Origin of the sequence: Pseudogemmobacter sp. W21_MBD1_M6 (genome assembly GCF_052119585.1) — a bacterium.
GTDB lineage: Bacteria > Pseudomonadota > Alphaproteobacteria > Rhodobacterales > Rhodobacteraceae > JBGQOJ01.
Genome location: NZ_JBGQOJ010000001.1, coordinates 677,876 through 701,881 on the forward strand (window position 1 = coordinate 677,876; position 24,006 = coordinate 701,881).

A 24,006-nucleotide genomic window follows, 5' to 3' on the forward strand; every position below is an offset into this window, starting at 1 on the left:
GCCGTCCCCAATAATGGGGCCAAGTGTCCGCTACCTTGTAAAAACGGAATATGAATATGACCCGACACCTACCTGGCATTCTTGCCATGGCGGCCATTGTTGTCGCCTCGAATATCCTCGTGCAATATCTGTTCGGCCAATGGCTGACATGGGGCGCGTTCACCTATCCCTTCGCCTTTCTCGTCACCGATGTGATGAACCGCGTCTACGGCGTGCAGGCCGCGCGGCGTGTCGTTCTGGTCGGCTTTGTCGTTGGTCTCGTCTGCTCGCTCATCGGCACCCAGATCATCGGTGAATTCGGCCCGCTTGTGACATGGCGCATCGCGCTTGGCTCCGGTCTTGCCTTCCTCACAGCCCAGATGCTGGACGTGACAATTTTTGACCGACTTCGGGGCGGAACCTGGTGGCGCGCGCCGCTGGCCTCGACACTGGTTGGCTCGTCGATCGACACAATCCTGTTCTTCACAATCGCGTTCTCGGCATCGCTTGCCTTTATCGAACCCGCGAATGATGTGTCCTGGGCCAATTACGCGCTACCGCTTCTTGGTTATGGTCCGGTTGCCCCGCTTTGGGTGTCGCTGGCAATCGCGGACTGGAGCGTTAAACTTTCGCTCGCAATTGTCGCACTTGTGCCGTTCCGCATCATCGTACGAAAACTTGTAGCAGAGATTGCGTAAAAAGTTTTGACAAACACAAAATATGTGCCAACCTTCTAATATCGGAAACAGTAGAAAGGAGGTGCCCATTGTCTAGAGAGCAACTGGAGCGAGGTGTCGGGACAAATCAGGAGGTGTGCGTCTAGGGCAGCCCTTGGACGATACGCAAACCTGATTGGGCCATCGGTCTAACCGACCCCAACCTCCTAAATCTCGGAAGGGTCGCCATGCTTGGCGGCCCTTCTTAGTTTGAAACCATGCTTATGATTTGCGCGTGGATTGTGTATGACATGTGCATGCTGAAAATCACCGAAACCATATCCATCGAAGACTGGGAACTGACCGAGAGCTTTATCCGCTCGTCCGGTCCGGGTGGCCAGAACGTGAATAAGGTGGAAACCGCCGTTGAACTGCGATTCGAGGCCGAACGCAGCCCCAATCTGCCCCCCGCCGTCAAGACACGTCTGCGCCGCCTTGCCGGGCGTCGCTGGACCAAGGACGGCGCGATTGTCCTTCAGGTGCAAGACACCCGTACCCAGACCCGCAACAGAGAGCTTGCGCGCGAACGTCTGGCAGAGTTAATCCGTCAGGCAACCATAAAGCCCAAACCCCGCATTGCCACCAAACCCACACTGGGGTCCAAGCGCCGCCGACTGGCCGCCAAGACCCAAAGGGCAGAGGTCAAGACCCTGCGCGGCGCGGTAAAGGACACCGAATGACCGACATGATCGCCCGCCGTGCCCGCCTGATGGGGCCGAACGTGCCCACCTTCTACGACACCCCCGTGCACATCGTTCGCGCCGCTGGCGTGCATATGTGGGACGCGGGTGGCAGGCAGTATCTGGACTGCTACAACAATGTTCCCCATGTCGGCCATTGTCACCCCAAAGTGGTCGCGGCGATTGCGCAACAGGCGGCAGTCCTGAACACGCACACCCGCTATCTGCACGACAATATTCTTGATTATATCGAACGGCTTACCGGAAAATTCCAGCATGATCTCAGCCAGATGATCATGGTCTGCACAGGGTCCGAGGCGAACGATATCGCCCTTCGGATGGCGCAGGCGGTGACCGGAAAAACCGGCATGATCGCCACCGACAACACATATCACGGCAACACCGCCGCTGTCTCTGCCCTGTCCACGCGGCGCCCGCCCATCGGCGGGTATCCCGGCCATATCCGGCTGGTTCCCGCCCCCGACAGCCTGCGCCCCGTTGGCGGAACGCTGCACGGGCAGGCGCAAGCCTTCGCCGCCAATGTCGCCCGCGCGATTGAAGATCTGGAGGCGTCAGGCTTTGGTTTTTCCGGTTTCATGCTGTGCCCTTCCTTCGCGAACGAGGGGTTTCCGACGTTGGAAAAGGGCTTTCTTGACCCGACCATCGACGTGATCCGCCGCGCGGGTGGCATCGTGATCGCCGACGAGGTGCAGCCGGGCTTTGGCCGCATCGGCAGCCATTGGTGGGGCCACGAGGCGCTGGGGTTCGCCCCCGATGTCGTGACCATCGGCAAGCCCATGGCAAACGGCCACCCCACCGCCGCGGTCATCGCGCGCCCCGACGTCATGGCCGCCTTCCGCGAGGCATTTGGATATTTCAACACCTTCGGCGGCAACCCCGTCAGTTGCGCCGCCGCCCTTGCCACACTGGATGTGATCGAAGACGAAGGGCTGGTTGAAAACGCCCGCATCGTCGGGGCCTATGCGCTGGACCGGATGAAGGAACTGAAGCATCCGATGATCGCCGAAGTGCGCGGTCAGGGTCTGTTCTTCGGGGCAGAATTTGTTCTGGACGACGCGATGACCCCAGCCACCGATTTTGTCGCCACCCTTGTCGAGGAAATCGTGAAACGCGGGGTTCTGCTGAACCGGATCGGTCGCCACATGAACACCCTTAAAATTCGCCCCCCGATGCCATTCAGCAAAGAAAATACAGACCAGATGATAGACGTGATCAAAGACGCGCTTGCCGCGACGCCGGTGCCCGCATGACCGACCTGACCCTGCGCGCAGTTCAGGCGTTGACCGCTTGGGGTGGTTCCGATGCGCCGCCCCGCCTGATCAGCCACCGCGAAAATGCCGTGTTCGAGGTTGTCCTGAAGACCGGCGAACGGGCCGCGCTTCGGCTGCACCGGCCCGGCTATGTGACGCGCAACGATATCGTCTCTGAACTTGTCTGGACCCAAGGACTGCACACCGCCGGATCGGGCGTGCCGACGCCCGTGCCAACCACCGCCGGCGATCTGGTGCACAGCCTGCCCGACGGCCAAAATGTGTCCGTCATTTCGTGGCTGGACGGCACCCCGATCGGTGCCGGTGAAACACCTTTGGCCGGAACGCTGGCCGATCAGGTCGCCCTTTATACAGAGGTCGGAAAGACCCTTGCGCAGCTTCACACCGCGACCGATGCGTTGATCCTGCCACCGGATTTCAGCCGCCCAAGCTGGGGCGTTGACGGTTTTCTGGGGCCAAACCCGCTATGGGGCAGGTTCTGGGATCATCCGATGCTGGACGAGGACGACCGCGAACTGTTGCAGGTTGCCCGGATGATGGCGCGGTCTTCGATGAAGGAATACCTGCCCAAGGCAGACTTTGGCCTGATCCACGCCGATGCTCTGCGCGAAAACATCCTTGCGACCGACAAGGGCCTAAGCCTGATCGACTTCGATGACAGCGGCTTTGGCTTTCGGTTGTATGACATCACCACGGCGCTGACACAAAGTCTGGAAGACGAAAACCTACCCGATCTTTATGCGGCCATCGTCGAAGGCTACGACAGCCTGCGCCCGCTATCGCCAGAGGACCGCGCAATGATGCCACTGTTTTCGATGATGCGGTCGTTCGCCAGCCTTGGCTGGATCGTGCCGCGACTGCCTGACGATCATCCCAAAATTCCGGTTTACTTCGATCGCGCCCTGTCAGCCGCCGAGGCGTTCATGGACGGGTATGACTTTCTGGCCGAAGGCTAGACAATCACTTCTATAGGCGTCTGTTCCCCGACGCCAAAGACCCGCTTGTAGCGCGCGATCTCGTCCTTTGGGCCCATCGCCTTTTCAGGGTTGTCGGACAGCTTCACTGTCGGGCGGCCATTTGCGCTGACCGCTTTGCAGACCAGACTGAACGGTGCAAGCGCGTCATTCGGAACAAGCCCGCGAAAGTCGTTGGTCAGCAAAGTGCCCCAGCCAAAGCTGGGTTTGACGCGCCCCTGAAACTGGTTTTGCAGCTCGACAATCTTGTCGACGTCAAGCCCGTCGGAAAAGATCACAAGCTTTTTCCGGGGGTCTTCGCCGCGGGATGTCCACCAGTCGATCGCAATCTCGGCCCCTGTCGCCGGATCGCCGCTATCAACACGGATGCCCGTCCATTTGGCCAGCCAATCGGGCGCATGTTTCAGGAACCCTTCGGTGCCATAGGTGTCGGGCAGGATAATCCGCAGATTGCCGTCATGCTCTTCCTGCCAATCCGCCAGCACCTTGTAGGGCGCCTGACGCAGCTCGTCGTCACTGTCGGCCAGCGCGCTATAGACCATCGGCAATTCATGGGCGTTCGTTCCGATCGCCTCGACCTCGCGGCGCATGGCGATCAGGCAATTCGAGGTGCCGACGAATTTCTCGCCTAACCCCTCTTGCATCGCCTGCACACACCAATCCTGCCACATGAACGAATGCCGCCGCCGCGTTCCGAAATCGGCAAGCCGCAAGTGATCGACGGTGCGCAGGGTCTCTACCTTTTGCCACAGCTTTGTCATGGCGCGGGCATACAACACCTGCAACTCGAACCGGCCCATATCGCGCAGAACCGCCCGCGAGCGAAGCTCCATCAGCACGGCAAGCGCGGGAATTTCCCACATCATCACCTCGGGCCATTTACCCTCGAACGTCAGTTCGTATTGGCCGTCGCGCTTTTCCAGATGGTAGGCGGGCAGGCGCATCCCCTCGAACCACTCCATGAAATCGGGGCGGAACATCTGGCGCTTGCCGTAAAAGGTATTGCCGCGCAGAAACGTGCTTTCGCCGCGCGATAGCGACAGCGACCGGATGTGGTCCAGCTGCTCGCGCAACTCTCCTTCGTCGATCAGATCGGCCAGACGGATGGATTTGGTGCGGTTGATCAGGCTGAAGGTGACATCGGTGTCGCGCTTGTTGCGGAAGACGGACTGGCACATCAACAGCTTGTAGAAATCGGTGTCGATCAAAGAGCGGACAATCGGGTCGATCTTCCATTTGTGGTTATAAACGCGGGTGGCGATGTCGACCATTATGCTCTCCTGACTGCCCGATGGTTAGACCAAGGGGGGCGGCGCATGGCAAGGGGCGGCGGCGTGTTAAATGCCGGTCCTAATCCTTAAGCTTTACCCCTGCGGCCCCCATCGCGGCCCGCGCGGCATCCAGCGATCCGTTCAAATCAATCGCGCGGCAGGCGCTTTGCAGAACAGCCACATCAAAACCCAGCTTGGCGGCATCCTGTGCCGAGTAGTTCACGCAAAAATCAAGGGCAAGCCCGACCAGCGTCAGCGAGGAAACACCGCGAGTGCGCAGATACCCGTCCAGCCCGGTGGGTGTGGTGCGGTCATTCTCGAAAAAGGCGGAATAGCTGTCGATCCGGGGCCGGAACCCCTTGCGCAGGATCATATCGGCAGGTTCGGTCAACAGCCCCTTGTGGATCTTGGCGCCCTTGGTGCCCTGAATGCAGTGATCGGGCCAAAGCGTCTGACGCCCATAGGGCATTTCGATCTCGTCGAACGGCACCTTGCCCTTGTGACTGCTTGCGAAGGACGAATGCCCCTTGGGGTGCCAGTCCTGCGTCAGGACCACGACCTCAGAGGATAGCATCAACGCATTGATCTCTCCGACAATCTCGTCGCCACCCGCCACAGCCAGCGCGCCGCCAGGGCAGAAATCATTTTGCACATCAATCACGATCAGGGCGTTGGTCATAGGGCTCTCCTTGGTGTCGGCATCGGGTCGATCGCGCCCGAAGGTGCGTCAACGGGTGGCACTTGCAGCAGGGGCACAGGATGGGGTAAACCGCGTCCCATGTATACAATCGCCGCCCTATATCACTTCACCCGTTTCGACGATCCTGCAACGATTCGCGGGCCGCTGTCCGACATTTGCATCGCCAATGGCGTCAAGGGGTCGTTGCTTCTGGCACGCGAGGGCGTCAACGGAACGATTGCAGGCACCCGCGCCGGACTGGATGCGGTTCTGGCCCATCTGCGGGCGTTGCCCGGATGTGCGACGCTGGAGCATAAGGAAAGCACGGCATCCGATGCCCCCTTTATCCGTATGAAAGTTCGGCTGAAGAAGGAAATCGTGACGATGGGCCAGCCCGATGTCGATCCGCGCGCGGCTGTCGGTAACTATGTGTCGCCTGCCGAATGGAACGACCTGATCACCGCGCCCGATGTGGCCGTTATTGACACGCGCAACGATTACGAGGTGGCGATTGGCACCTTTGACGGCGCCATTGATCCGCAAACCAGAACCTTCGGCGAATTCCCCGCATGGTGGCAGGCGAACAAACACCGCTTTCACAACAAGCGGATCGCGATGTTCTGCACCGGCGGCATCCGCTGCGAAAAGTCGACGAACTATCTTCTGGGTCAGGGCGTCGAGGACGTCTACCACTTGAAAGGCGGCATCCTGAAGTATCTAGAAGAGGTGCCAGAGGCGGCAAGCACATGGAAAGGCGACTGTTTCGTCTTCGATGCGCGGGTTTCTGTCGGTCACGGACTGGCCGAGGGTCCGCACGAACTGTGCCACGCCTGCCGCCGCCCGATCCTGCCAGACGACAAAGCACGACCCGAGTTCGAGGCGGGCGTATCCTGCCACCAGTGCATCGACCAACACACCGACGCCGACCGGGCGCGTTTCCGCGAACGTCAGAAACAGATGGCGCTGGCAGAGGCGCGCGGCGTCAAACACATCGGGCCAGAGGCCAGACCGGACTAAAGCAGCCCCTCTTCGGTCAGAACCTTGCGCGCCACGCGAAAGCATTCCAACGACTGCGGCACACCGCAATAAATAGCGACCACATGGATGATCGCGCGGATCTGCTCTTTTGTGACGCCGTTATTGATCGCCCCGCGACAGTGGATTTCCCACTCGTGCATCTTTCCCAGACCGCCGATCATCGCCAGATTCATCATGCTGCGGGTCTTGGCGTCGATAACCTCATCGCCCCAGCCAAAGCCCCAGCACCACTCTGTCATCGCCTCCTGAAACGGACGCGAGAAATCATCGGCGGCGGCAAGGTTTTTCTCGACGTAGTCAGCACCAAGCGTGGCCTTGCGCTGCGCAAGACCCTTTTCGAAAAGATCTTTGTCCATTGGTCTGCTTTCCCTGCTGCTGTGACACCCGATGCCGTGAACAGACATCAGCAACAAAGCGGGCGCAATGCGTTTCTAGACCGATACACCCGCCAGAAGTTTCTCGCGCGTGATCTGCGCCTTCGTTCCATCCAGCACGATTTCCCCGCGCTTCAGCACGTAGAACTGCTCTCCCAGCCCATAGGCGAAATCGAAAAACTGCTCGACCAAAATGATTGCCATATTTCCCTCGTCCCGCAGATATTCGATGACGCGGCCGATTTGCTGGATGATATTCGGCTGGATACCTTCTGTCGGCTCATCCAGCAGCAACAGCTTTGGCCGGGTGATCAGCGCGCGGGCGATGGCAAGTTGCTGCTGCTGCCCGCCGGACAGATCACCGCCCCGCCGGTTCTGCATCTCTTTCAGAACGGGGAACAGTTCGTAGATATGACCGGGGATCTTGTGCTCTGGGCCCGGCAGACAAGCGAAACCGGTTTGCAGATTTTCGGTGACCGTCATCAGGGGGAACACCTCGCGCCCCTGCGGGACATAGGCGACGCCTTTTTGTGCAAGCACATTCGGCGCGGCCCTGCCGATCTCTTCGCCGTTCAGGATCACCTTGCCCCCCGACCGCGGATGCCGCCCAGCGATGGCCTTCAGCAACGATGTCTTGCCGACGCCGTTCGTGCCCATCAGGCAGGTGATCCTGCCGGTTTCGGCGGTCAGGCTGACATCATGCAGGATCTGGCTTTGGCCGTAGTGCAGCGTCAGATTTTCACATTCGAACATTGTCTAACGCCCCAGATAGACGTCGATGACGTCCTGATTGCTCGTGACATGGTCCAGACTGCCCTCGGCCAGAACCGAACCTTCGTGCAGAACGGTCACCTTGCAGCCCAGCTTGCGAACGAAATCCATGTCGTGTTCCACGACCACAACGGCGCGGGTCTTTGCCGCCTCGCGCAGAATTTCGGTCGTGTGGTCGCGCTCTGCCGGCGACATGCCCGCGGCGGGTTCATCCACCAGCAACAGGCGCGGATCCTGTGACAATAGCATGCCGATTTCCAGCCACTGCTTTTGTCCGTGCGACAGTTCCCCCGACAGGCGGTGCAATTGATCCGACAGACCGACCTGCGCGGCAATCGCCTCGATCTTTTCGGCACCCTGTTTGTCGGGGCGAAAGAACAGCACATCCCAAGGGCTGCGCTTGTCCTTCAAGGCCATCGCCAGATTGTCATAGACCGACTGCTCCTCGAACACGGTCGGGCGTTGGAACTTGCGCCCGATACCCGCGCGGGCAATCTGGCTTTCCGACATCTTGAGCAGGGAAATGCTTTTCTCGCCCCAGATCACCACGCCCTCGTCCGGTTTTGTCTTGCCCGTGACGATGTCCATAAAGGTGGTCTTGCCCGCGCCGTTCGGCCCGATGATCGCGCGCATTTCGGCCTCGGCGATCTGGAACGACAGGTTGTTGATCGCCTTGAACCCATCGAACGAGACCGAGACGCCGGACACTTCCAGCAGCGTGCTCATGGCTTTTCCTTCCGCACAAGGTAGTCGAACAGCCCACCGATGCCTTTCGGTGCGAACAATGTGACGCAGACAAAGGACAGGCCCAGCAGCACCAGCCACCAGTCGGTCCACAGCACCGTGTAGACCCCAAGGTTGATATTCGGCGCTTGCCCGCCCGTGAACCAGCTGGACAAAAGCGACACCAGCGCCGCGCCGATGACCGCGCCGTAAAGCCGCCCGCGCCCACCGATGGCAACCCAGACCACAAGGTAGATCGAGGCAATCGGCGCGACCTCTGCGGGGTTGATGATGCCCGCCTGCGGGTAGTAAAGCGCACCTGCGATGGCCGCGATAATGGCCGTCAGGGTAAAGACGAACAGTTTGTAACCTTCGACGTTGTAGCCCAGAAACCGCACGCGCGCCTCGTCGTCGCGGATGCCACGAATGACGCTGCCGAACTTGCCCGACATGACCCAGGCCGCCAGAATATAGCCCCCGCCAAGCGCCACAGCCGAGGCCCAGAAGAACCACAGCGAGACGATGGATTGCGGCACAAGGTCCGCACCGGGGATGTTTTGCAACCCCGACAGACCGTTGTTGCCGCGCAGCCCGCTGTCGTTCTGGAACAGGTAAAGCGACAGCGCCAGCGTCATCGCCTGCGTCAGGATCGACAGGTAAACCCCCGTCACCCGACTGCGGAATGCCAGCCACCCGAAGACCAGTGCAAGCAGGCCGGGAACAAGAATGACAAACGCCAGTTGCACCGGCAGACTGCCCGCGAAAGCCCAGATCAGGGGGAAGTCATTGCCGCCAACGACGCCGAAGATCTGGCTGCCGATGGCATCGCTGATTTCCTGCGGGGTCGGCGGAAGATCGGCATTGGCAAGCGAGGCGATGACGATGCCTTTGGTGCGGGCATACATCAACCACATGCCGACCATATAGCCCCCCAGCCCGAAGAAGGCGAAATGCCCCAAGCTAAGGATGCCGCAATACCCCCAGACAAGATCCATCGCGATGGCGATCAGGCACAGGCAAAGGGTCTTTCCAAGCGTCTTGATGAAGCTGGTCGAGATCAGATCAAGGCCAAGACCCTGCGACATTACGGTGATGCCAAGGGTGAACAGCGCCAGAAGGGCAAGAAAGATCAGGACAGACGGGTTGGTGGCGATAAAGGATTTCCGCATGGTTCAATCCCCCGCCGCGCGGCCCTTGAGGGCAATGATACCCTTTGGCCGGAACTGGATGAAAACGATGATGAAGACGATCATGTAGGTTTGCGCGGCCAGCGTGTTGCTGGGGTTCATGAACTCGATCCCCTTTTGCAGGAACCCGATCAAGGATGCGCCCGCAAGCGTGGCCCAGATGTTGCCGACCCCTCCGACAACCACGGTCATAAAGCTTTGAACGATGTAGTCCGACCCCAGCTCTGACGTGACTTTGGCGAACAGACCGATGGCGACACCGGCGATGCCCGCAATGCCGGACCCAAGGCCAAAGGTCAGCATGTTGATCTTGTCTGGGTTAATGCCCATCGACGCCGCCATACGGGGGTTCTGGGTCACCGCGCGCACCTCTAGCCCAAGACGGGTGCGTTTCAGGATGAATAGCAATAGCGACAGGAACATCAGCGCAAGCACGAAAATCGCAATGCGGATATAGCTGATCGACACGATATCATTCAGCACCCACGCCCCGTCCAGCCAGGCGGGCGATGTCAGCGGCCGCGCCTGTGTGCCAAAGATATTCTTGGCAAGTTGTTGCAGCGCGATAGAGATACCGAAGGTCGCCAGAAGCGTTTCAAGCGGACGGTTGTACAGATGACGGATCACCAGACGCTCCATCGCGACACCCGCGGCAAAGGTGACGGCAAAGGCCAGCGGCAGCGCCACCAGAATGGACACCGTATAGTTCGGGATGAACTGCTGCACGACATAGCCTGTATAGGCGCCCATCATGATAAACTCGCCATGGGCCATGTTGATGACCCCCATGACGCCAAAGGTGATGGCAAGGCCGATCGCCGCAAGAAAGTAGATCGAGGCGAGTGACAGCCCGTCAAGTGCCAGATCGGCAGCGCGGTTCAGCCCGACGATGGTGTCGATAGACCGCAGCGCCGCCGTGGCGGCATTAGTCACGGCAGGCACCGGTTCGGCGTAGGTTTCAAAGAAAACATGCTGGCCAAGGATGTCCTGTTTTCGGGTTTTCGTCACCAAGGGCGGCACCGTGCCATTTACGGCAAGCCTGATATAGGCCGCGTCACGGGCATCCTGCGTGCCAAGGTCGGCCACAGGAACACCGGCAACCTGACCCTCCTTGATATTGGCAATCAGAACCGCCTTCTGGTCCGCAGCGGTGACCAATGGCGGCACCAACTGCCCTGCAACCAAAAGCGTGTAGGCTGCATCGTCGGGCAGGGCCACAGACCCGGGTTTGATCTGTCGCGCGATATTTGCCCCATCGGGAAGCGAGACCGCACCCTGAAGCCTTGTCGCAAGGATCGGGTTCAAGGCCGCACGCACATCAATCGCAAGATCGCCGTGAAAACTTTCGATCGCCGCGACCCTCGCTGCCGGATCCGGATCGAAACGGATGGTCAGCAAACGCTCCAGCCGGGATTTGCGGGCCAGAAGCGGCGCGTCGGGTTCGGCGTTGATCGCACGGCGCAGGGCGGCCAGATGCGAGGCTTGCGGGTCACGCTCGATTGCGGCAAGCGCATCAAGGCGGCGCGCGGGATCGGGATCGGACAGTTGGAACTGCACAAGGGCAGCACCGATCACACCGCGCACACCACTGTTGGGCTTTAGCTGGTTCAGGTCGGAACTGGCGGCCTGCCCCACCTCGGCCCCCGTCGAAAGATCGACAAGCGTCAGGTCGGCGCCCGCCCCCTTGCGTATGAAAAAGAACCGGCCATCGGATTTGCGCTGCCACACGTCTTTCTCGCGCCATCTCTCAAGAAATACGGGAACCTCTGGCAGGGCGCTTTCCAAAAGGGCGTCAAGCAAGGGGTCAATCGTCTTGCGAGAGGCGCTTTCAACAGCGCTGCGATTGTCCTGCAAAACGGCTTGAAGGTCGCGGGCCTGGGCGAACAGGGATGTCGTCAGACACAGCAGCGCGACACTGGCAAAGATGATGCGAAACATGGGCGTCCAATTGGCAAGAGGAAAAGGGGGGCGCGGATGCCCCCCTTCGGGATGCAACGATCAATAGTTGGATTTGATCTGAACGCAGGATTTGGTTTCGGTGTTGTACATACCGCAGCCAAGGGTCTTCCAATCGCTTTCCAGCACAGCCGATTCCGGCAGGAAGTCTGTCCAGGCGTCGCCGGGAACCTCTGCGGTCTTACTGATGATGTCGAACTGGCCATCCGCCCGGATTTCACCGATCAGGACCGGCTTGCCAAGGTGGTGGTTCACCAGCATTTCAGCAGTGCCACCGGTCAGGTTCGGGAACGTCTGGCCATACATCGCATCACGAACGACGTCGACATCGGTTGTGCCGGCTGCCGTCACGGCGTTCACCCACATGTTGAAACCGATATAGTGCGCTTCCATCGGGTCGTTGGTTACACGCGCGGGTCCGGCAAAAGCGTGCCATTTGTCGATGAACGTTTTGTTTTCCGGCGTGTCGGCGGACATGAAGTAGTTCCATGCGGCAAGGTGGCCAACAAGGTTCGAGGTATCCAGACCGGACAGTTCTTCCTCGCCAACAGAAAAGGCGACGACAGGGATGTCATCGGCGGACACACCTGCGGCAGCGAGTTCCTTGTAGAAACCGATGTTCGCGTCGCCGTTGATCGTAGAAATCACGCCGACCTTTTTGCCGTCCGCACCAAGCGCAACAACATCAGCCACGATTTTCGACCAGTCAGAATGGCCGAAGGGCGTGTAGTTCACAAAAATATCGCTTTCGGCGATGCCTTTGTCTTTCAGATATTGCTCGAGGATTTTGTTTGTTGTGCGCGGATAGACATAGTCGGTGCCCAGCAACGCAAACTTTTCGACACCCAGTTCGTCAAGGAAATAGTCGGTCGCGGGGATCGCCTGCTGGTTCGGGGCAGCGCCGGTGTAGAACACGTTCCTGGAGCTTTCCTCGCCTTCATACTGAACCGGGTAGAACAACAGGCCGTTCAGTTCTTCGATCACCGGCAGCACGGATTTGCGCGATACCGATGTCCAGTTGCCAAAGATCACGTCGACGTTCTGCACGGTCAACAGTTCGCGCGCCTTTTCCGCAAACAGCGGCCAGTCAGAGGCGGGGTCGACAACCACGGCTTCCAACTGCTTTCCAAGCAAACCGCCCTTGGCGTTCTGCTCGTCGATCAGCATCAACATCGTGTCTTTCAGCGTGGTTTCCGAAATCGCCATCGTTCCGGACAAAGAGTGTAGAACACCAACCTTGATGGTGTCCTGAGCGGCAGCGGGCAGCGCAGCGCAGCCGAAGGCAAGCGTCGCGAAAATGGTGTTTCTGATGGTCATGGATGTCCTCCAAGCAGGAATGTCCAAAAGCGTCCCGATATTGCGCATACCGTGGATCGGCCCTAAATCATTCCGTGCAGCATTAGTGTTGCAAACAGTGTGGCGGCCTTTCGGATTTCCACGTCAGCCTGGCCGTCACACACCCTTGAACGATGTTACCCGAAGGTAACGTTCGCCCCCAAAGCAACTACAGCAACGCCGCATTGCAGCATTCACACAATCTTGAACGCGTGAATTTCGTGTCGGCGGCAGCGCGTTGTCTATTTCTTAGGCGCTTCACACGCGCGCGCTCAAAAAATAGCCCCTATGATATGCCCTTACGTCACCGCGCACCCCTGCCCCCGGGGGGAGATGGATGCAGCCGGACAGGTTTGGATGATGCTAGGGCAGGAGTCTTGCCAAGGGTAAGCCGAATGCGCAGTATTCGCCTGACCGCACGAAAAATCACCGCTTCGCCTTAAGCGTGTGCGATCTGTCCGGGCAGAGTTCAAAAATTACGCGGCAAAAGGTGCCTTCGCAACATCCACAACCGCCCCGCCGTCAAGGCGCACACAAGCGACGCCAGAGACCTTTGGCGAACGGATCAGGATCATCGCCGGGTTTGACACCTTCGCCCGCTTGATATCGGACGCCATGTTCAGAACCGTCGTCGAAAGTTGCACCTGATCAGGCGTGCAGGCAGACCCGACAACCTCTACTACCGTATTCCCAGCCACGCCGGCGTTCCGCAAGTTCTGCGCAATTCCGGCTGCATTTCCGACCCCCATATAAAGGGCCAGCGTGGTTCCCGGCCTAAGGTATTGCCCCCAATCGGGGGCCGCATCCCCGGCGCGACAGGTGCCCGTTGTCAGAACCAGCGTGTCTGTCTGCCCGCGCGTCGTCAAAAACTGGCCAATGCTTGCCGCGGCACCCGCTGCTGCGGTCACGCCCGGAACAATCTCTACCGCGAAACCGGCCTCGGCCAGGGCGGCGGCTTCCTCTGCGCCGCGTCCGAAGACACCCGGATCGCCGCATTTCAAACGCACGACGCGCTTGCCCTGCCGCGCCGCCAACACCAGAAGCGCGTTGATCCGGTCTTGTGGCCAAGCGGTCGTTCCGGGGGTTTTGCCGACATAGACACGCTCTGCGTCCCGGCGCGCCAGTTCCAGAATGCCGTCGTCGATCAGACGGTCGTAAAAAATGATATCGGCCTCTTGCAAGCGCTGGACCCCGCGCAACGTGATCAAATCCCGGCTGCCCGGCCCGGCCCCGACCAAAGACACCAACCCGGCGTCGTCCAGAGGGGCGCGCCCAGCCTCTATCGCCTGTTTTATCTGGCGGGCGGCGTCCCGTTCCTGCCCTGTCGCATGTGACAGTCTGGGTGCGCCGCTGAACACCCACCGCCAAAGCGACCGCCGGTTGGCGGGCGTCATTCGTTGCGCCGCCGACGTGCGCAGCCGCCCGGCAAGTGCTGCCAGATCACCAAGGCGCGGCTCCAGGGATTCCTCGATGCGGGTCTTGATCTGGCGGGCCAGAACGGGGGCCGTGCCTTCGGTTCCGATTGCCACGACCACCGGGTCACGGTCCACGATCGACGGGGTAAGGGCGTCACAAAGGGCCGGCTGATCTACAACATTTATCAATGCCCCCGCGACTTTCGCCAACGCATGCAACGCCGCATCCGCACCTTTGCACCCTGTCGCGATGAAAACCAACGCGGTATCCGCAAAAATACCAACGGTAGGACGGTCACGATACCAGTCGATCCGCTGCGCGGCGACCAGCCCGGCAAGCTCGTCTTCAAGCTCTGTCGCGACGATGACGACCCGTGCCTCGGTCTTCAGCATCAGGCGGCATTTCTGGGCGGCCTGCTCGCCTCCGCCTGCGATCACAACGCGACGATCCGTCATGGTCAGAAACATCGGAAAAGTTTTCATGCGTCAGTCCTTTCAGGCTGCAAGTGCACGGTCACGCCGCGTCCACAGATCTTCGGCAATCGTTTGCCCGGTGACCAGATCAGGTGCCTGCCCCGCGATAAGCAGCGCCAGGGCTGCCGTTCCGGTGACACAGGCGATCGCCTCGGGGTCAGACGTGACGCCCGACCAAAGCGAAACAGGGTCAGACCCGATCTCGGACAGGCGGAACACCTCTTCGCACAACGCAGGCGCGGTTTCGGTAAAGGGCTGTCCGGCGCGCAGACCGAACAGCGTCACATTCTTGTTCGGCACGCGCTCGAACTCGCCGCCTGCACCCTTGATGACAAGCTGATTACCCTGCCCGATCAGACCCGCCGCCTGGTGTTGCAAGCCGCGATAGGACGGATGAAACACACCCTGAACCGTGGCCATTGCACCGGCAGGGTTCAGCATCCGCAGGCAGGTATTCACAATCGACCTAAGCCCCAGTTTTTCCCGCAGCCGCAATAGCCCAAGCGCCTTGGGAGACAGGGCATCCAGCGGCGCATAGCAGATCTTGCCTTCGTGCAGATGCTGCGCCGCCTCTGACGCGGTCCCGGCCACCCCGATGCCCAGACCGGGCAAGGCCCCCCGCACAGAGGCGGTAAGGGTCTGGTGCGAATTCCAACCATGGAGGAGCACCGGAACCCCCGCCTGCGCGACCAATTTGGCGGACAGCAGAAACCACGGATGACCGCGCGTTCGGCCCGCCGCATAGCTTGGCCAGTCAAGCTGCGCACCGATATCCGCCCACTCCGGCATACCCTGACGCAGCGCCTGCACGAAACCGGCCACTTCGTCTGCTGTCTCTCCGCGATAACGCATCAGCATAAGAAGAGCACCAACCGCCTCTGGCTCGGCCTCTCCCGACAGGATGATCGACATCGCCGCTTGCGCCTCGTCTTGCGTCAACGACCGGGATCGACCCGGCCCGACCCCAAGAATGCGGACATAAGGCGCAAGGGTCATTCCGCCGCCATCGATTGCAACGACGCAGAAATCAGCGCCTGAATTTCGGGGCGGCACGACCCGCAGTTGGTTCCCGCATTCAGCCTTTTCCCGATGCTGTCGAGATCCGACGCGCCTTTTGAAATCGCTGTCCGCAAGGTGTTGACGCCGACGTTGAAGCAGGAACACACAACCGCCCCGCAATCCGGTTGATCAATGCCCGGACGCCCCGCAAGCGCTGACAGCGCGTCAGCCGAAGTGCCTATCAGCGATACCACATAGCTGCGCGCGACCGCAGTCGGGCCAGCGGATGCAAAAAACACGCCCTGCAAGATTACGCCATCGTGAATGGCCACACGCGCGGTTCCTCGCACAGGGTCTGACAAAACGCTGGCGGTTCCCCCCGAAAGGTTCAGGACGGTTCGCGCCTCGGACTCCCAGTCTTTGGGCAGTTTGCATCCTGCAACCTCGGCCTGCCAGCCGGTTCTTGTTTTGGCGATCGCTGCGAACGGGCGCGTCGGTTCCATCACCGCCGTCGAGGCCGCAAACCCATACCACCCCACTTTGAACCGAGAGATTGCTACAAAGCCGCCCTTTAGCGCCGGTTGCCCCGAAACGGGATCAACGACAGGCGCAACCATGGCATTCGACAAGCCCGCAGGCGCGATGGCGCGCGTCCAATGCATCGGCACAAAGACGCTGCCCCTTTGGGCGCGTGTTGTGATCAGCACCCGAAAGACACCGCGCCCCGATGGGCTGGTCAGCTCTGCCAGTTCCGCATCGTGCAACCCGTTGGCCAGGGCATCCTCGGGGTGCATCTCGACAAACGGTTCTGCAATATGCTGGCTAAGGCGCGCGGATTTTCCGGTGCGCGTCATGGTGTGCCAATGGTCGCGCACCCGACCCGAATTCAGGCGATACGGAAATTCGGCCTGTTTTTGCACAGCGGGCGGCACAATCGGCAGCATCCGCGCCCGACCATCCGTGTGATAGTATCCACCATTGGCAAAGAACCTGCCGCCTTGGTGTCCTGCCTTTGGAACGGGCCAGACCGTCGGGCGCAGGTCGTCATAGGCTGTGTCGGTCAGGCCCGACAGGCCGCTGATGTCAAAGTCACGCCCGAACTGCGCGGCAACGCCGGACAGGGCCGCATACTCGCGAAATATCTGCGCCGGAGAGGTGTAATCGAACGCCTCTTTCCACCCCATGCGCGCCGCGACATCACAGATGATCTGCCAGTCAGCCCGCGTTCCGTCAGGCATCGCCATGAATGGCCGTTGCCGACTGATGCACCGTTCGGAGTTTGTGACAGTGCCGGATTTCTCGCCCCAGGCGGCGGCTGGCAAAAGCACATGCGCCAGATCGCCGGTGTCGGTCCGCGCCATCACGTCGCTGACGACGGTGAAGGGCACGTTGGAAATCGCGCGAGCAACGGCGTCTGCGTCCGGCATGCTGACGGCGGGATTGGTCGAAATCACCCAAAGCGCCTTTATTTTCCCCGACGCGCAGGCCTGAAACAGATCGACGGCCTTCAGCCCCGATTGCGTCGCCATTGTGGGCGCGCGCCACGCGGCCTGAACCGCGTCGCGGTGTTCGGCGTTCTCGATATCCAGATGGCACGCAAGCATATTAGCCAGTCCGCCAACCTCGCGCCCACCCATTGCGTTGGGCTGGCCGGTCACGGAAAACGGGCCCATCCCCGGTTTGCCGATGCGGCCCGTCGCAAGGTGGCAATTGATGATCGCGTTCACTTTATCTGTGCCGCAAACAGACTGATTGACCCCTTGGGAATAGATCGTAACAACCTTTTCCGCCCCGATCCAAAGATCGCAAAACGCGTCGATCTCGGCGCGGCTTAGCCCGCTGTCCACAGGATTGCTGGCGTGTGCCGCTTGCAGGGCGGCGTCGAACCCGCTGACATGGGCGGCGACATAGGCCTTATTGACCGCGCCCCGATCTGCGATCCGCGCCAGCACTGCGTTGAACAAGGCCGCGTCGCCATCGGGCCGGATGGAAAGGTGAATATCCGCCAGATCACTGGTCGCCGTGCGGCGCGGGTCGATGTTGATGACCTTCAGCGCGGGGTTCCGTTTCTTGGCAGCGACGATGCGCTGATACAGAACCGGATGGCACCACGCCAGATTGGACCCGACAAGCGTGATAACATCCGCCTGCTCGAGATCCTCGTATTGACCCGGCACCGTATCGGCCCCGAAGGCCCGTTTATGACCGGCAACCGATGACGCCATGCAAAGCCGCGAGTTGGTGTCTATATTGGCAGACCCGATGAAGCCCTTCATCAGTTTGTTGGCAACATAGTAGTCTTCGGTCAGCAACTGACCTGACACATAAAACGCAACGCTGTCAGGCCCGTGTTCGGCAATGGCCCGACTGAACGTCGACGCGACAAGATCAAGCGCGCTGTCCCAGTCAGCCGGTTCGCCGTTGATCACCGGATGCAGCAAACGCCCGTCCAGATCAGTTGTTTCGGCAAGCGCCGATCCCTTGGAACACAAACGTCCCCTGTTCGCCGGATGATCCGGATCACCCTGCACAGCTTGTGCCGTGGCAAGCACCCCGCAACCAACTCCGCAGTAGGGGCATGTGGTCCGAACCTGTGTCATGCGGCGTTACGCTTTGCCATGCGCGACGCGTCCAACAGGATACGGCCTGCCTCGACCCGCGCGGCATAGCTGGCGACGCCACCCTCGTCTGCGCCCTGCGCCATACCGGTTTCCAGCGAGAAGACCCAGTTGTGCAGCGGGCAGGTCACGGCCTTTCCATGCACAATCCCTTCGGACAACGGCCCGCCCTTGTGCGGACAGGAATCGTCAATGGCAAAGACCTCATCCTCGGCGGTGCGAAACACCGCAACGCACCCAAGAACGGTTTTGACCACACGCGCGCCGCGCAACGGGATTTCGCCCAGCGATCCGATGTCGATCCAATTGCTCATTCTGCAGCCTCCAGTGTCAGGTCTGCCAAGGGGGCGAAGGCACGTTTTGCCTCGGCGCTGGACAGCGCATCCCAAGGATCGATTTGATAAATGGTTTGCGAATGGTCGAACCTTGCGACCAATGCCGCGCGCTGCGCCTTGTCTGCCACGATCTGCGCCCGCACCCAGTCCAACCCGACTTTCGCAAGCCATTTATAGGGGCGGTCAAGGTATTTGGCATGTTCGCGGTATAGCTGCACAAAGGCCACTGTCAGCTCTATCGCCTCGGCCTCTGTCGCGACTTTCGCCAGCGGCTGGATTTCTTTCAGGTCCATGCCTGCCGCACCGCCAACCCCGATTTCAAAACCGCTGTCGACGCAGATGATACCGACATCCTTGCAGGTTGCCTCGGCGCAGTTGCGCGGACACCCAGAGACAGCCAGCTTGACCTTATGCGGCGTCCACGAGCCCCACAGGCGCTGTTCCAGCTTGATGCCCAGGCCGGTGCTGTCCTGCGTGCCAAAGCGGCAATGGTCGGTGCCCACACAGGTTTTTACGGTGCGCAGGCCTTTGGCATAGGCATGGCCGGACACCATGCCAGCGGCGTTCAGGTCGGCCCATATATACGGCAGATCGGCCTTTTTCACGCCAAGAAGGTCGATGCGCTGCCCGCCGGTCACCTTGACTGTCGGCACTTTGTATTTGTCGGCAGCATCGGCAATCGCCCGCAATTCTGCGGCGTTCGTAATGCCGCCCCACATGCGGGGCACAACGGAATAGGTGCCGTCCTTCTGGATGTTCGCGTGGTTCCGCTCGTTCACAAATCGCGACTGCGGGTCATCGGCATAATCGTCGGGCCAATCCGCCAGAAGGTAGAAGTTCAGCGCAGGGCGGCAGGAATGGCACCCACAGGATGTCTTCCACCCCAGTTCCTGCCAGACCCCCGGCATTGATTTCAGTTCCGATGCCTTGATCAGGCGGCGCACGTCCTCGTGGGTCAGGTCTGTGCATCCGCACATCGGCTGCGCCGCTGGCGCGGCATAGGCATCGCCCAACGAGACAGCAAGAACCTGTTCAACCAGCCCCGTGCATGTGCCGCACGACCCCGACGCCTTGGTCACGGCCCGCACCTTGCCCAGATCGATGGCTCCCGCCCCGATGGCATCCACGATTGTTCCCTTGCAAATGCCGTTACAGCCACAAATTTCCGCGTCACGCGGTAAGGCTGCAACGGCCGCCATAGGGTCCACGGGGGATCCTCCTGCAAAGGCGGGCCCAAAGATCAGGGTATCGCGCATCTCGCTGATGTCAGTGCGATCCTTTATGTGGTTGTAGAACCATGTGCCATCTGCGGTGTCGCCATACATCACCGCGCCGATGATACGGTTGTTTTCCAGCACCAGCCGCTTGTAGACGCCACGGGCCGGATCGCGGAACACAATGTCCTCGCGGCCCTCGCCTTCGGCAAAGTCACCGGCGGAAAACAGATCGCATCCGGTCACTTTCAGCTTGGTCGACACCTCTTTGTTCACAAAGGCTGCGGGCTGCCCCAGCAGGGTTTTCGCCACAACCTTTGCCTGATCGTAAAGCGGGGCAACAAGGCCGAAGATCGCGCCGCCATGTTCCACGCATTCCCCCAGCGCCAGAATGTCGGCGTCAGAGGTTTGCATTGCGTCGTCCACTTGCACACCGCGCCCGACGGCCAGATCAGCCGCCTTTGCCAGCGCCACATGCGGGCGGATACCGACAGCCATAACCAACAGATCGCAGGGCAGTTCGGTGCCATCGTCCAGCATCAAGGCGCGGACCTTGCCGTTCTCGCCACGGATTTCCCGTGAATTCGCCTTGCACAGAACGGTAATACCCTTATCCACCAGCGCCTTGCGCAACAGGTATCCTGCGGCCTCGTCCAACTGACGTTCCATCAGGTGACCCATGATATGCACAACGGTCACATCGACGCCCTGCGCGGCCATGCCTGCGGCGGCTTCCAGCCCCAGCAGGCCACCACCGATCACCACAGCCTTTGCGCCGGATACCGCGCCAAGCTGCATCATCCGCTCGGTGTCTTCCAGATCGCGGTAGGCGATGACGCCTTCCAGATCATGGCCTGGCAGCGGGATCATGAACGGGGTGGACCCGGTGCCAAGCAACAGCTTGTCATACGGAACCTCGCCATTCTCGCCGACGACCACCTTGCGGGCGCGGTCGATGCTTATCACCTTTTCACCGAACCGGCAGGTGACGCCATGGGCCTCGTACCACTCTGCGTCATGCGTCACGATCTCGGCGTAGGTCTTGTCGCCCGACAGAACCGGCGACAGCATCAGGCGGTTGTAGTTGCCGCGCGGTTCGGCATTGAAAAGCGTGACGTCATAGGCATCGGCCTGCGCCTCCAGCAGATGCTCCAGCGCGCGGCCCGAGGCCATGCCCGCGCCGACAATGACAAGTTTCTGCGCCATCATGCCGCCTCCTTCTTGGATGTCTTGGGGTCTTTTCCGTGCTCATATTCCTCAAGAAAATCGAGCACCTCCTGCCGGTAGTGGTAGTAGTCCGGATGTTCCAGCAGGGCCTTTCGGGTGCGGGGGCGGGGCAGTTTCACATCGACGATCTTGCCGATCGTTGCCTGCGGGCCATTGGTCATCATCACCACGCGGTCGGCCAACAAGATCGCCTCGTCCACGTCATGGGTGACGCAAACGGTTGTCACCTTGGTCCGCGACCAGACCTCCATCAGAACCTCTTGCAGCTCCCAGCGGGTCAGGCTGTCCAGCATGCCGAATGGTTCATCCAGCAGCAACAGCTTGGGCGACAGGGCAAAGGCCCGTGCGATACCGACGCGCTGCTTCATGCCGTTCGACATATCGACGGCCTGTTTGTCCATCGCATCACCTAGCCCGACGCGCTCCAGATAGTATTCCACCACATCCTGACGCTCCGCCTGACTGGCCGTCGGGTAAACGCGGTCAACGCCGATGGCGACGTTCTGTTTGGCGGTCAACCACGGGAACAGGCTGGGCGACTGGAACACAACCGCACGTTCCGGGTCGGCGCCCTGAATATGCGTGCCGTCCAGTTTGATCGCGCCAGAGCTGATCTCGTTCAATCCCGCCGTCATCGTCAGAACAGTTGACTTGCCACATCCTGAATGACCGATCAGGCTTACAAACTCGCCCTTCTTCAGTTTCAGGTCGAAATTCTCGACCACCGTCAGCGGCCCTTTCGGGGTCGGGTAGACCTTGTTCAGCTGGCTGTAGTCCAGATACCGATCCTCCAGCCCGCCTTCCATCGCCTTGGCAACAACCGCAGGAACCGAGTGGATCGCTGTGACATTGGGCAGGCTGCGGGTTTCTTCGACTTTGGCCGCGATCCCGACATCCATCAGATATTTGGTGACCTCTGCCCGCAAGGTCTTGAACCGCGCATCGCTGTTCATCGCCGTCCGGTCGCGGGGGCGTGACAAAGTGACGGTAAATTCCGCCCCAAGAGTGCCATCGGGGTTCAGTGCGATAATGCGGTCGGCCAGAACAATGGCCTCGTCCACATCGTTTGTGATCAGAACCACCGTCTTGCGCTCTTGCTCCCAGATCGCCTCGATCTCGTCCGCCAGGTTCGCGCGGGTCAGGGCGTCAAGCGCCGAAAGCGGCTCGTCCAGCAGCAGAACCTCCGGGTCCATCGCAAGGGCGCGGGCGACAGAGACGCGCTGGCGCATCCCGCCCGACAGTTCAGACGGGCGGCGGTCTGCGGCATGTGACAGGCCAACCATACCGATGTAATGCGCAACCTTTGCCGCGCGCTCTGCCCGGCTCAATCCGGGAAAAACCGAATTCACCGCAAGCGCAACATTGCCGGCCACCGTCAGCCACGGCATCAGAGAATAGCTTTGAAACACCAGCCCGCGTTCCGGCCCCGGCCCGGTGATAGGCTGCCCCTTGAACAGCGCGGCGCCTTTGTCTGGCGTCTCCAGTCCGGCCATCAGATTGATTAGCGTCGTCTTGCCGGTGCCAGAGAAGCCAAGAATGGCCACGAACTCGCCGTCTTTGACCTTCAGGTCGATACCCTTCAGGATATGAGAGACATTTGTGCCCACCCCGTAGGATTTGCAGGCGCCTTGAAGTTCCAGAATATCCATGATGCCTACCTGTTCGTCGAGAAGGTGAAAAGCGACTGGATCGCAAACATCATGCGGTCCAGCATGAACCCGATGATGCCGATGGTCAGAACCGCGACCATGATTTTTGCCAGCGACTGCGACGATCCGTTCTGGAATTCGTCCCAGACGAATTTCCCCAGACCGGGGTTCTGCGCCAGCATTTCTGCGGCGATCAGCACCATCCAGCCAACGCCCAAAGACAGACGCAATCCGGTAAAGATCAACGGCAGGGCCGAGGGCAATACCAGCTTGGTGATCTTGGTCCATGTGCCCAGTTTCAGAACCTTGCCGACGTTCACCAGATCCTTGTCGATGCTGGCAACGCCCAGTGCGGTGTTGATCAGCGTCGGCCAAAGAGAGCAAAGCGTGACGGTGATGGCCGAGGTCAGGAAGGATTTCGAAAACATCCCGTCGTTGGTGACATAGGTGGCCGATACAACCATCGTGACGATCGGCAGCCAGGCAAGCGGCGAGACCGGTTTGAAAATCTGGATCAACGGATTGAATGCCGCGTTGGTCGTTGGCGAAAGCCCCATGGCAATGCCCAGAGGAACGGCAATGGCTGTGCCGATCAGAAAGCCGAAAAACACGGTTTTGATCGAGGTCCAGATCTGGTCGTAATACGTCGGCTTGCCGGTGAATTCGCGGAATTTCACCTGATCTTCGTTGCCGGCGGCAACCAACTTTGCGTTGCGGTCATCCTGACGTTCCATGAACGCCGCCTTTTTCGCCCACTCGCGATTGGCGTCCGCATGCAGGTTTTCAACCTGTTCCCACACGGCCAAAGGACCGGGGATCGCACCAAGAGAGGTCTGGACCGTGGGTGCCAGCACCGACCACAGGGCCAGAAAGCCCGCGATAGACATCATCGGCACACCCAAAAGGCGCCATATGTCCTTCAGCTGTGCCCGCGGATTGTCGCCCGCCGTTGCCTTCAGAAGCGGCGTGATCCAGGCGATGCCAAAAACTTTGAACCAGGCGTCGGCCTTGTTGATGCGGGTGAACAAGCGGGCGCGGCGAGCATCCTTGGCCGCTTGCGTTGCGAAATCGGGGTCGACGGTGGTCATTTGGATATCCTC

General features: G+C 60.2%; 20 protein-coding genes. 5 read left to right on the top strand and 15 right to left on the bottom strand.

The features are described 5' to 3' along the window. Positions 1–56: 56 nt before the first annotated feature. The 4 genes from ACEN2R_RS03250 to ACEN2R_RS03265 all read left to right on the top strand — a co-directional run bounded on the left by ACEN2R_RS03250 (position 57) and on the right by ACEN2R_RS03265 (position 3,623). Positions 57–677, top strand: coding sequence for a queuosine precursor transporter (locus ACEN2R_RS03250; RefSeq protein ID WP_442039126.1), 621 nt, complete (start codon positions 57–59; stop codon positions 675–677). Positions 678–952: 275 nt separating this feature from the next. Further along, on the top strand, positions 953–1,375 hold the full coding sequence (arfB, locus tag ACEN2R_RS03255) for an alternative ribosome rescue aminoacyl-tRNA hydrolase ArfB (protein WP_442039128.1): 423 nt from the start codon (positions 953–955) through the stop codon (positions 1,373–1,375). After that, the gene (locus ACEN2R_RS03260) at positions 1,372–2,646 is read left to right on the top strand and encodes an aspartate aminotransferase family protein (RefSeq protein WP_442039130.1); all 1,275 of its coding nucleotides are present in this window, start codon (positions 1,372–1,374) and stop codon (positions 2,644–2,646) included. Before arfB ends, ACEN2R_RS03260 begins: the two co-directional genes overlap by 4 nt. Next, positions 2,643–3,623 (top strand): phosphotransferase enzyme family protein, encoded by a 981-nt coding sequence (locus ACEN2R_RS03265; protein WP_442039132.1) that lies wholly within the window; start codon positions 2,643–2,645, stop codon positions 3,621–3,623. Before ACEN2R_RS03260 ends, ACEN2R_RS03265 begins: the two co-directional genes overlap by 4 nt. On the opposite strand, the gene pncB is transcribed toward ACEN2R_RS03265, so the two are convergent. Both pncB and pncA read right to left on the bottom strand, forming a co-directional pair. Then, positions 3,620–4,912, bottom strand: a complete 1,293-nt coding sequence (gene pncB, locus ACEN2R_RS03270; RefSeq protein ID WP_442039134.1) for a nicotinate phosphoribosyltransferase — start codon at positions 4,910–4,912, stop codon at positions 3,620–3,622. The genes ACEN2R_RS03265 and pncB overlap by 4 nt on opposite strands. A 79-nt stretch (positions 4,913–4,991) precedes the next feature. Beyond that, positions 4,992–5,591 (bottom strand): bifunctional nicotinamidase/pyrazinamidase, encoded by a 600-nt coding sequence (pncA, locus tag ACEN2R_RS03275; RefSeq protein WP_442039136.1) that lies wholly within the window; start codon positions 5,589–5,591, stop codon positions 4,992–4,994. 99 nt (positions 5,592–5,690) lie between these two features. Between pncA and trhO the strand changes: the two genes are divergently transcribed. Beyond that, positions 5,691–6,608 (top strand): oxygen-dependent tRNA uridine(34) hydroxylase TrhO, encoded by a 918-nt coding sequence (trhO, locus tag ACEN2R_RS03280; RefSeq protein ID WP_442039138.1) that lies wholly within the window; start codon positions 5,691–5,693, stop codon positions 6,606–6,608. Here trhO and ACEN2R_RS03285 read toward each other — a convergent pair. From ACEN2R_RS03285 to ACEN2R_RS03345, 13 genes are all read right to left on the bottom strand, one after another. Beyond that, positions 6,605–6,985, bottom strand: a complete 381-nt coding sequence (locus ACEN2R_RS03285; RefSeq protein WP_442039140.1) for a carboxymuconolactone decarboxylase family protein — start codon at positions 6,983–6,985, stop codon at positions 6,605–6,607. The genes trhO and ACEN2R_RS03285 overlap by 4 nt on opposite strands. Before the next feature lie 75 nt (positions 6,986–7,060). Beyond that, entirely contained in the window at positions 7,061–7,756 is a 696-nt protein-coding gene (urtE, locus tag ACEN2R_RS03290; protein ID WP_442039142.1) for an urea ABC transporter ATP-binding subunit UrtE, read from the bottom strand. Positions 7,757–7,759: 3 nt separating this feature from the next. Next, complete coding sequence (gene urtD, locus ACEN2R_RS03295; RefSeq protein WP_442039144.1) at positions 7,760–8,500, bottom strand: urea ABC transporter ATP-binding protein UrtD; 741 nt, start codon at positions 8,498–8,500, stop codon at positions 7,760–7,762. Further along, positions 8,497–9,666 (bottom strand): urea ABC transporter permease subunit UrtC, encoded by a 1,170-nt coding sequence (gene urtC, locus ACEN2R_RS03300; protein ID WP_442039146.1) that lies wholly within the window; start codon positions 9,664–9,666, stop codon positions 8,497–8,499. Before urtC ends, urtD begins: the two co-directional genes overlap by 4 nt. Positions 9,667–9,669: 3 nt before the next feature. Then, positions 9,670–11,622 carry an urea ABC transporter permease subunit UrtB gene (urtB, locus tag ACEN2R_RS03305; RefSeq protein WP_442039148.1) on the bottom strand — a complete coding sequence of 651 codons (1,953 nt, stop codon included), beginning with the start codon at positions 11,620–11,622 and terminating at the stop codon, positions 9,670–9,672. A gap of 60 nt (positions 11,623–11,682) precedes the next feature. Next, positions 11,683–12,957 (bottom strand): urea ABC transporter substrate-binding protein, encoded by a 1,275-nt coding sequence (gene urtA, locus ACEN2R_RS03310; RefSeq protein ID WP_442039150.1) that lies wholly within the window; start codon positions 12,955–12,957, stop codon positions 11,683–11,685. Between the two features lie 494 nt (positions 12,958–13,451). Beyond that, positions 13,452–14,873: a siroheme synthase CysG gene (cysG, locus tag ACEN2R_RS03315; RefSeq protein WP_442039152.1), complete on the bottom strand. Its 1,422-nt coding sequence runs from the start codon at positions 14,871–14,873 to the stop codon at positions 13,452–13,454. Positions 14,874–14,885: 12 nt separating this feature from the next. Continuing rightward, a complete protein-coding gene (locus ACEN2R_RS03320) occupies positions 14,886–15,860 on the bottom strand; it encodes a glycosyl transferase family protein (protein WP_442039154.1) in 975 nt (324 codons plus the stop codon). Next, positions 15,857–18,463 carry a nitrate reductase gene (locus ACEN2R_RS03325; protein ID WP_442039156.1) on the bottom strand — a complete coding sequence of 869 codons (2,607 nt, stop codon included), beginning with the start codon at positions 18,461–18,463 and terminating at the stop codon, positions 15,857–15,859. Before ACEN2R_RS03325 ends, ACEN2R_RS03320 begins: the two co-directional genes overlap by 4 nt. Next, positions 18,460–18,795, bottom strand: a complete 336-nt coding sequence (gene nirD, locus ACEN2R_RS03330; protein WP_442039158.1) for a nitrite reductase small subunit NirD — start codon at positions 18,793–18,795, stop codon at positions 18,460–18,462. Before nirD ends, ACEN2R_RS03325 begins: the two co-directional genes overlap by 4 nt. After that, on the bottom strand, positions 18,792–21,236 hold the full coding sequence (gene nirB / locus ACEN2R_RS03335; RefSeq protein WP_442039495.1) for a nitrite reductase large subunit NirB: 2,445 nt from the start codon (positions 21,234–21,236) through the stop codon (positions 18,792–18,794). The genes nirD and nirB overlap by 4 nt, the downstream gene beginning before the upstream one ends. Further along, on the bottom strand, positions 21,236–22,906 hold the full coding sequence (locus ACEN2R_RS03340) for an ABC transporter ATP-binding protein (RefSeq protein ID WP_442039160.1): 1,671 nt from the start codon (positions 22,904–22,906) through the stop codon (positions 21,236–21,238). The genes nirB and ACEN2R_RS03340 overlap by 1 nt, the downstream gene beginning before the upstream one ends. A gap of 5 nt (positions 22,907–22,911) precedes the next feature. Then, positions 22,912–23,994 (bottom strand): ABC transporter permease, encoded by a 1,083-nt coding sequence (locus tag ACEN2R_RS03345; RefSeq protein ID WP_442039162.1) that lies wholly within the window; start codon positions 23,992–23,994, stop codon positions 22,912–22,914. Positions 23,995–24,006 lie beyond the last annotated feature (12 nt).

Coding starts and splice junctions, on each gene's coding strand:
- ACEN2R_RS03250 (WP_442039126.1), top strand. CDS start 57: ATGACCCGACACCTACCTGGCATTCTTGCCATGGCGGCCATTGTTGTC.
- arfB (WP_442039128.1), top strand. CDS start 953: ATGCTGAAAATCACCGAAACCATATCCATCGAAGACTGGGAACTGACC.
- ACEN2R_RS03260 (WP_442039130.1), top strand. CDS start 1,372: ATGACCGACATGATCGCCCGCCGTGCCCGCCTGATGGGGCCGAACGTG.
- ACEN2R_RS03265 (WP_442039132.1), top strand. CDS start 2,643: ATGACCGACCTGACCCTGCGCGCAGTTCAGGCGTTGACCGCTTGGGGT.
- pncB (WP_442039134.1), bottom strand. CDS start 4,912: ATGGTCGACATCGCCACCCGCGTTTATAACCACAAATGGAAGATCGAC.
- pncA (WP_442039136.1), bottom strand. CDS start 5,591: ATGACCAACGCCCTGATCGTGATTGATGTGCAAAATGATTTCTGCCCT.
- trhO (WP_442039138.1), top strand. CDS start 5,691: ATGTATACAATCGCCGCCCTATATCACTTCACCCGTTTCGACGATCCT.
- ACEN2R_RS03285 (WP_442039140.1), bottom strand. CDS start 6,985: ATGGACAAAGATCTTTTCGAAAAGGGTCTTGCGCAGCGCAAGGCCACG.
- urtE (WP_442039142.1), bottom strand. CDS start 7,756: ATGTTCGAATGTGAAAATCTGACGCTGCACTACGGCCAAAGCCAGATC.
- urtD (WP_442039144.1), bottom strand. CDS start 8,500: ATGAGCACGCTGCTGGAAGTGTCCGGCGTCTCGGTCTCGTTCGATGGG.
- urtC (WP_442039146.1), bottom strand. CDS start 9,666: ATGCGGAAATCCTTTATCGCCACCAACCCGTCTGTCCTGATCTTTCTT.
- urtB (WP_442039148.1), bottom strand. CDS start 11,622: ATGTTTCGCATCATCTTTGCCAGTGTCGCGCTGCTGTGTCTGACGACA.
- urtA (WP_442039150.1), bottom strand. CDS start 12,957: ATGACCATCAGAAACACCATTTTCGCGACGCTTGCCTTCGGCTGCGCT.
- cysG (WP_442039152.1), bottom strand. CDS start 14,873: ATGAAAACTTTTCCGATGTTTCTGACCATGACGGATCGTCGCGTTGTG.
- ACEN2R_RS03320 (WP_442039154.1), bottom strand. CDS start 15,860: ATGACCCTTGCGCCTTATGTCCGCATTCTTGGGGTCGGGCCGGGTCGA.
- ACEN2R_RS03325 (WP_442039156.1), bottom strand. CDS start 18,463: ATGACACAGGTTCGGACCACATGCCCCTACTGCGGAGTTGGTTGCGGG.
- nirD (WP_442039158.1), bottom strand. CDS start 18,795: ATGAGCAATTGGATCGACATCGGATCGCTGGGCGAAATCCCGTTGCGC.
- nirB (WP_442039495.1), bottom strand. CDS start 21,236: ATGGCGCAGAAACTTGTCATTGTCGGCGCGGGCATGGCCTCGGGCCGC.
- ACEN2R_RS03340 (WP_442039160.1), bottom strand. CDS start 22,906: ATGGATATTCTGGAACTTCAAGGCGCCTGCAAATCCTACGGGGTGGGC.
- ACEN2R_RS03345 (WP_442039162.1), bottom strand. CDS start 23,994: ATGACCACCGTCGACCCCGATTTCGCAACGCAAGCGGCCAAGGATGCT.